This window comes from Carbonatibacter coralli (assembly GCF_039592655.1).
In the GTDB taxonomy this organism is placed as follows: domain Bacteria; phylum Pseudomonadota; class Alphaproteobacteria; order Kiloniellales; family Kiloniellaceae; genus Carbonatibacter; species Carbonatibacter coralli.
This window is the reverse complement of sequence record NZ_JBBUTJ010000012.1, coordinates 37,861-44,531: the sequence shown is the minus strand read 5'-3', so window position 1 is coordinate 44,531 and position 6,671 is coordinate 37,861. Positions and strand designations below refer to the sequence as shown.

Here is a 6,671-nt window from a genome sequence, read left to right as displayed (position 1 = left end):
CTGATCGGCTCGTCATTGCTGCTGGTGTTCGGGTGACGAACAGCGCGCAGCTGGTCAAGCTCAACAGTGCCGTTGGCATCAACGGACAGTGTAAAGACAACATCGCCATCGGCATTGCGGCCTTCAATCACACCCGCATTGTCGTGCAGGGTCACAGCCTGACCGGTCGCGGTGTCAACAACACCGGATGCGGCACCATTCTGGGCGATTGCCAGTTCATAAGCAACAGAACCCAGACCATCTGCACCGGCATCAACAGTGAAGTTGTCCGCAAAGTTCGCGGTCGCATCCGTGCTCAGAACAGTCTCGTCAACGGTCAGTGCATCGGCTGCACCGGTGGCCGAAATCGTCGGGCCATCATCCTCAAAGGTGATGTTGCTGCCCAGCTGGATGCTGTCGCTTGCAGTATCACCGTCACCATCAGTCACGGTGGCTGTCAGGGTCACAACATTGGCATTCAGACTGATCGGCTCGTCATTGCTGCTGGTGTTCGGGTGACGAACAGCGCGCAGCTGGTCAAGCTCAACAGTGCCGTTGGCATCAACGGACAGTGTAAAGACAACATCGCCATCGGCATTGCGGCCTTCAATCACACCCGCATTGTCGTGCAGGGTCACAGCCTGACCGGTCGCGGTGTCAACAACACCGGATGGGGCACCATTCTGGTCAATCGCCAGTTCATAAGCAACAGAACCCAGACCATCTGCACCGGCATCAACGGTGAAGTTGTCCGCAAAGTTCGCGGTCGCATCCGTGCTCAGATCGCTCTCGTCGACGGTCAGTGCATCGGCTGCACCGGTGGCATCAACGGTCGGAACGTCATCGACAATCTTGACGGTAATGGCACTGTCCACAGTATCCGTATCGGCATCACTTGCTGTGAACGGAATTGTAATGTTCAGAACGTTTTCACCCTGCCCTGCCGGATGGTCAAGCTGACCTTGCAGTGTGAAGGTGTAGGTTCCTGCAACAGCGTCAAACACAACTGTAAAGACAGGATCACCGTTCGCACCTGCATTGGCTGTCAGTGTGTTGGTATCGCCATCGAAGCTGTACACCAGGGCAACGCCGCCGGATGTCAGGGAGGTCAGATCCTGCGGAAGGTTGTCGGCATCCACACTCACATCGCCCGGCTGATCGGCACCAAAGGAGATTCCCAGAGCCGCAGTCAGGGACAGGCTTTCCTTGTCTGTGTCTGTACCATCCGGAAGATCGTCTTCATCCAGAGCCTTCATCAGGCTGACATTGTCCAGATAGGCACCAAGCGTGTTTTCCTGACCTGCGCCATTGAAGGACAGGACATCATTGCCAGCTGTTCCCTGAACAACGACAGAGTACTGGGTCCAGCCGGCATTCGCCGTGGAAGAATCAATGCTCAGGACAGTCTGTCCGTTCCATTTCACATCCAGGCTGCTACTGTCTGCCTGACCGTCATTCGGACGGGGCGCATACCAGAAGGTCAGAACGTAGCTTTCACCATCTTCGGCACCGGATACAATCTGCTGGATCGTGGCATTGGTGTTTCCGCCATTGCCATGGCTGTCGAGTTCGACCTTGCTCAGACCATCCTGCGCCTGCAAACCACCGATTGAGCCGGTGCTGCGCTGGATTTCGAAAGGATTGCCGGAACCGTTTGTCCAGCCGTCAATTGTTTCAAAGACACCCCAGGCATTGCCGCTGAGAGGATTGCTCTCGAAGCTGCCGTTGCTGATCAGATTGCTGCTCTGATCAGGCACGACAACCGGAATGTCATCTTCGATTGAAATGGTCAGTGAACCGGTTGCATCGACGAAGTCACCATCGGCATCGGTCGCACGCAGGAGCGAACCGAAATCAATGCTGAGTGTCTGGCTGTCATCGTTCGCCGGAGTGTTCGGCAGGTGATCGACCTGATCCAGCAGGGTGAAGGTGTAGGTGCCATCACTGCCAAGCTGCAGTGTAAAGACATCACCGGCTGTCGTTGAAGCTGTCAGTGTATCGCCAACAACAGAGTAGCTGACCGCAAGGCCATTTGATGTCAGGGATGGCAGATCAGACGTGTCTGTTGTCAGGCTGTAGGCCGCAGGCTCATCCGCACCAACAGAGAAAAGGGCTGCAACAGAACCGGTCGCCGTCGCTGTCTGGCCGGCGCTTTCACGATTGCCATCGCTCAGGGCATCTTCCTGAACCGCGTTGGTGACATCCCCCTCGTTTGCAACAGGAATGTCGTCTTCAACAGAAATGGTCAGGGAGCCAACAGCATCAACAAAATCACCGTCGGCATCGGTAACGCGCAGAAGCGAACCGAAATCGATGCTGAGTGTCTGGGCATCGTTGTTTGCAGCGTCATCTGCATGATCCAGCTGATCCAGCAGGGTAAAGGTGTACTCACCGGTCGCGCTGTTCAGTTCAAGTGTAAACACCGTGCGAACAGGATTGTCTCCGGCTGTGGCTGTCAGGGTGTTGCCGCTGACAGAGTAGCTGACCGCTTCGCCCTGTGAGGACAGGGATGGCAGCTCGGCGGTGTCAGTGGTCAGGCTGTAGGTTGGCACTTCGTCCGCACCAACAGAGAAGAGGCCTGTAATGGAACCGGTTGCCGTCGTTGTCTGACCTGCATTCTCACGATTGCCACCGCTCAGGGCGTCTTCCTGAACCGCGTTGGTGACATCCCCCTCGTTTGCAACAGGAATGTCGTCTTCAACAGAAATGGTCAGGGAGCCAACAGCATCAACGAAATCACCATCGGCATCAGTGACACGCAGAAGCGAACCGAAATCGATGCTGAGTGTCTGGGCATCGTTGTTCGCAGCGTCATCTGCATGATCCAGCTGATCCAGCAGGGTAAAGGTGTACTCGCCGGTCGCGCTGTTCAGCTCAAGTGTGAACACCGTGCGAACAGGATTGTCTCCGGCTGTGGCTGTCAGGGTGTTGCCGCTGACAGAGTAGCTGACCTCTTCACCCTGTGAGGACAGGGATGGCAACTCGGTGGTGTCCGTCGTCAGGCTGTAGGTTGGCGCTTCGTCCGCACCGACAGAGAAAAGACTTATAATGGAACCGGTTGCCGTCGTTGTCTGACCCGCATTTTCACGGTTGGCACCGCTCAGGGCGTCTTCCTGAACCGCGTCGGTGACATCCCCTTCGTTTGCAACAGGAATGTCGTCTTCAATGGAGATAATCAGATCACCATTGGCGATTACGGAATCACCGTCTTCATCTGTCAGTTGAACCAGAGAAGCAAAATCAATGGTCAGGGTCTGGCTGTCATCGTTCGCCGGTGTATTCGGCAGGTGGTCGAGCTGATCAACCAGAGTGAAAGTGTAGCCTCCTGTTGCGCCATCCAGTTCAAGTGTGAACACGGTGCGAACAGGATTGTCGCCAGCCGTTGCTGTCAGGGTGTTGCCACTGACAGAATAGCTGACGGCGTCACCCTGAGAAGACAGGGACGGCAGGTCGGAAATATTTACATCTGTCAGGCTGTATGTTCCCGGTGCATCCGCACCAACGGAGAACAGGCTGCTCACGGAACCGGTGGCAACAGCGCTTTGACCGCCTTCACTGTTTCCAACGCCCTGGTCATTGTTCAGGGCATCTTCCTGAACGGCACCATTTACAACAGCATCTGTTGCCACTGGCGTATCATCATCAACCAGAATTCCGAAGCTGCCGTCAACCTGGTCACCATCAGCGTCTGTTGCTGTGAAGTTGAATGTCAGGTTGAGATCATTTTCATCAAGGCCGTCTGCATGATCCAACTGGTCCTTCAGCGTAAAGACATAGGAACCCGTATTCTGATCAGACAGGGATACAGTGAAGATCTCGCGCGCAGGATCTCCGGCTGTCGCTGTCAGCACTGTGCCATTTGCAGAAAGGGCATAGGACAGCTCATCACCGGCAGATTCCAGATTCAGACCTTCCAGGGTTGAAATCGCGTCATCCGCAAAAGTAACAGCACGATCCCCAACAACGGCCGAACCGTCAATGCCGCCATCGACTGCACTGTTCGCATCATCACTGCCAAAGTTGATATTCAGGTTGCCTGTTGCAACAGTTTCCTCACCGGCCAGATCGCCGGTCACACCGGCCGCTGCACCGGCATTGCCTCCGCTCAGGCCTTCCTCGTCAACGGAACCGCTTTCCGGCTGTCCGATAACCGGACCATCGTCGTGAATGTCAATGGTCAGATCAGCAGTGGCGCTGTCGCCCTCATCATCGGTGATCCGGATGGTCAGGGTCAGGTCGGCCGCTTCAGCTTCCACCTGCTCATCGCTGGAGCCTGTGTCACCGTGAACAATCGGCTTGTACTGGATAAAGGTTGCTGCACCGGTATGGCTGCCATTGCTCAGTGCATTGCCATCTTCACCGAGAACAACCGCAAAGGCGATTTCGCCTGTGCCTTCAACAACACCGTAAACGATGTTGTCGTTGGTTGCATCCCTGTAAAGATTGATCGCAAGATTGCCGTCAGAGGTTCTCAGGCCGCTTGATGTGCCGTCAACCAGATCAAAGGACAGGTTTTCAAGGCCGTCATTCGCACCACTGCTGCCAACAGACTGGTCTGCAGAGTCAGAATTTGCACCATCAACACCCTGAGCAGTACCAACCGCACCCTCGTCATTCGAACCGTCTGTCTTCAGATCATAGGTAAAGCTGTTCTGGGCAGCCCCGATCGGAGTACCAGCTGTCAGGGAAACATCAGGAGCATTGTCGGTTTCAGACGCGATAACAGGGCTGTCAATCAGCCCGGTGATCTCTGTGGACAGGGCAATATCAAGTTTGCCATTGTCATTCTGAACACCGGAAGTCTCATCGTGGACGATGGAAACAGATGTGACTGTCGGGATGTCTTCCGCGACATTGACAGTGTAGTTCTGTTTTGCAACAGCCACATTGTTGTCTTCGGTAAGCTCACCTTCAGAGGTGCCGTTGTCACCACCGACTGTTGCGCTTTCCGTCGCAATCGCAGACACGGTGATTGTCAGAGGACCCGCCTGCTCGACAGCATCTCCCCCGTTGTCAGTGGAAGAACTGCCGCTGTCGGCTGTCCGCGGAGCACCTGTGCGCTCGCGCCCATCTGCAGCATCACCTTCACCGCTTGTTGTGTAGTCTGAAGTGTCGAAGGAAATGTTGCCGGTAAAGAAGGTCGGCGCAGGAACCTCGGACCCCGTGTAGGTGATCACCCAGGTCTGCAGATCTTCGATACCATCACCATTGTCAACAACATCACCCCGAACAGCCGTCCAGCCCTCGGGCAGACCGACAAGGTTGTAGCTGACAGGAACACTGTCCACTTCAAGGCTCAGGGTTTCAGAGCCGTCGGTATCACGCAGGGTTACATCAACAAAGAGATTGAGTGTCTCTTCTTCACTGATGCTGACAGATGTCGGATCCTGAACGCGAAGATTGTCAGAGAAGCTGCCACCATCATCAGAAGGGTCGCTTGCATCTTCAGGGAAGAAATCCGGAACATCGGCAACCGCATCAATAACCGCGGTTGCAGAGAAAGGCAGAACATTGGTCAGGCCGGAATCAGGATCGGAAATTTCCGCAGTACCGGAAAAATCAATGTCGGTGTCGCTGTCACGGACAGGAAGAATAAAGACAGATCCGAAGTTCTCAGGCGTGATCACAATTGGCAAGGCCGCGCCTGTAATCTCGTTGGCCGGATCAAATCCGCCAACAAAAATGCGGACTGTCTCGCCGGACGCCGCAGTTGGATCATAGCCTTCAATTGTTGTGATTGTTACGGAATCAAGGGTCTCGTTGTCAGAAGGAACAAAGTTGAAGACCAGCTGCATTGGCGCGGAAAAGGCCTCTGCGCTACCGCCCTCGAAAGGATCATCGTTGGTTCCCTCATCGCCATCACTCAGATCATCAGCAGGTGTGTCGAAGTTGACGTGCTGGTTGGGAAGACCGTCCTCAAAGCCGCCAGCGAAGGTACCGGTAATACCGCCTTCAGGAGCTTCGGTGATTGTTGTGGTGAAGGTCAGTGTGAAAGTGCCTTCTGCCGGGTCAGGTGTCTCGGCAGCGATGCCCGGTACGGTGAAAGCCAGCTCGGTACCGCCCAGAGGCCCTTGCGGGTTGAGGAGATCAATAATGGAGCCCAGATCGTCATTATAGCTGGAACCACCACCACCAAGGGCAGGACCGGCACCGGCTGCAGTCTCAAGCGTGCCGTCCTCGGCCGCGAGCGCGATCACCTGCTCGATCAGCTGATCGGCAGGAATAACTGTTCCGTCCACAACAAGATCAGGAATGGCCGCCCCACTGGCATCCTGAGCCACATCGACCAGGTTCTGGAAAACGATGCTTGCATCATTTGCACCATCACCCGTGGTATCAAAGGACAGGATAAAGTCAGAACCGGATACGGAAGGTGTTGCAGCACCTGCGTCAAAGTTCAGTTCGTAACTTTGTCCGGGCTCGGCTGCGATGATTTCCGAAGAACCGGAAGCTGGCAGACCCAGCTGCAAAACCGCCTGACCGACAAGACTGTTATCAGCCTCACTGCCCCGAACAGTGTCGTCATTTACATCAGAAGCAACAGACACACCATTGTTCTTGATACCATCAACCATTGGATTGGCTCCCCAAAGCTTTCTCAGGATCTCCCGCGGAGATCAGTTTCTGCCCCTAAAAAAAGACGCAAAAATACCTAAAATTATCTATGAGTATATTCCTATGCACCGCTTTTC

General features: G+C 54.8%; 1 protein-coding gene. It reads right to left on the bottom strand.

Annotated features, from left to right (window positions below):
• The coding region (locus AAAH10_RS15960) for a T1SS-143 repeat domain-containing protein (RefSeq protein WP_343565386.1) at positions 1 to 6,554 on the bottom strand (6,554 nt) is incomplete at its 3' end.
• Positions 6,555 to 6,671: the final 117 nt, after the last annotated feature.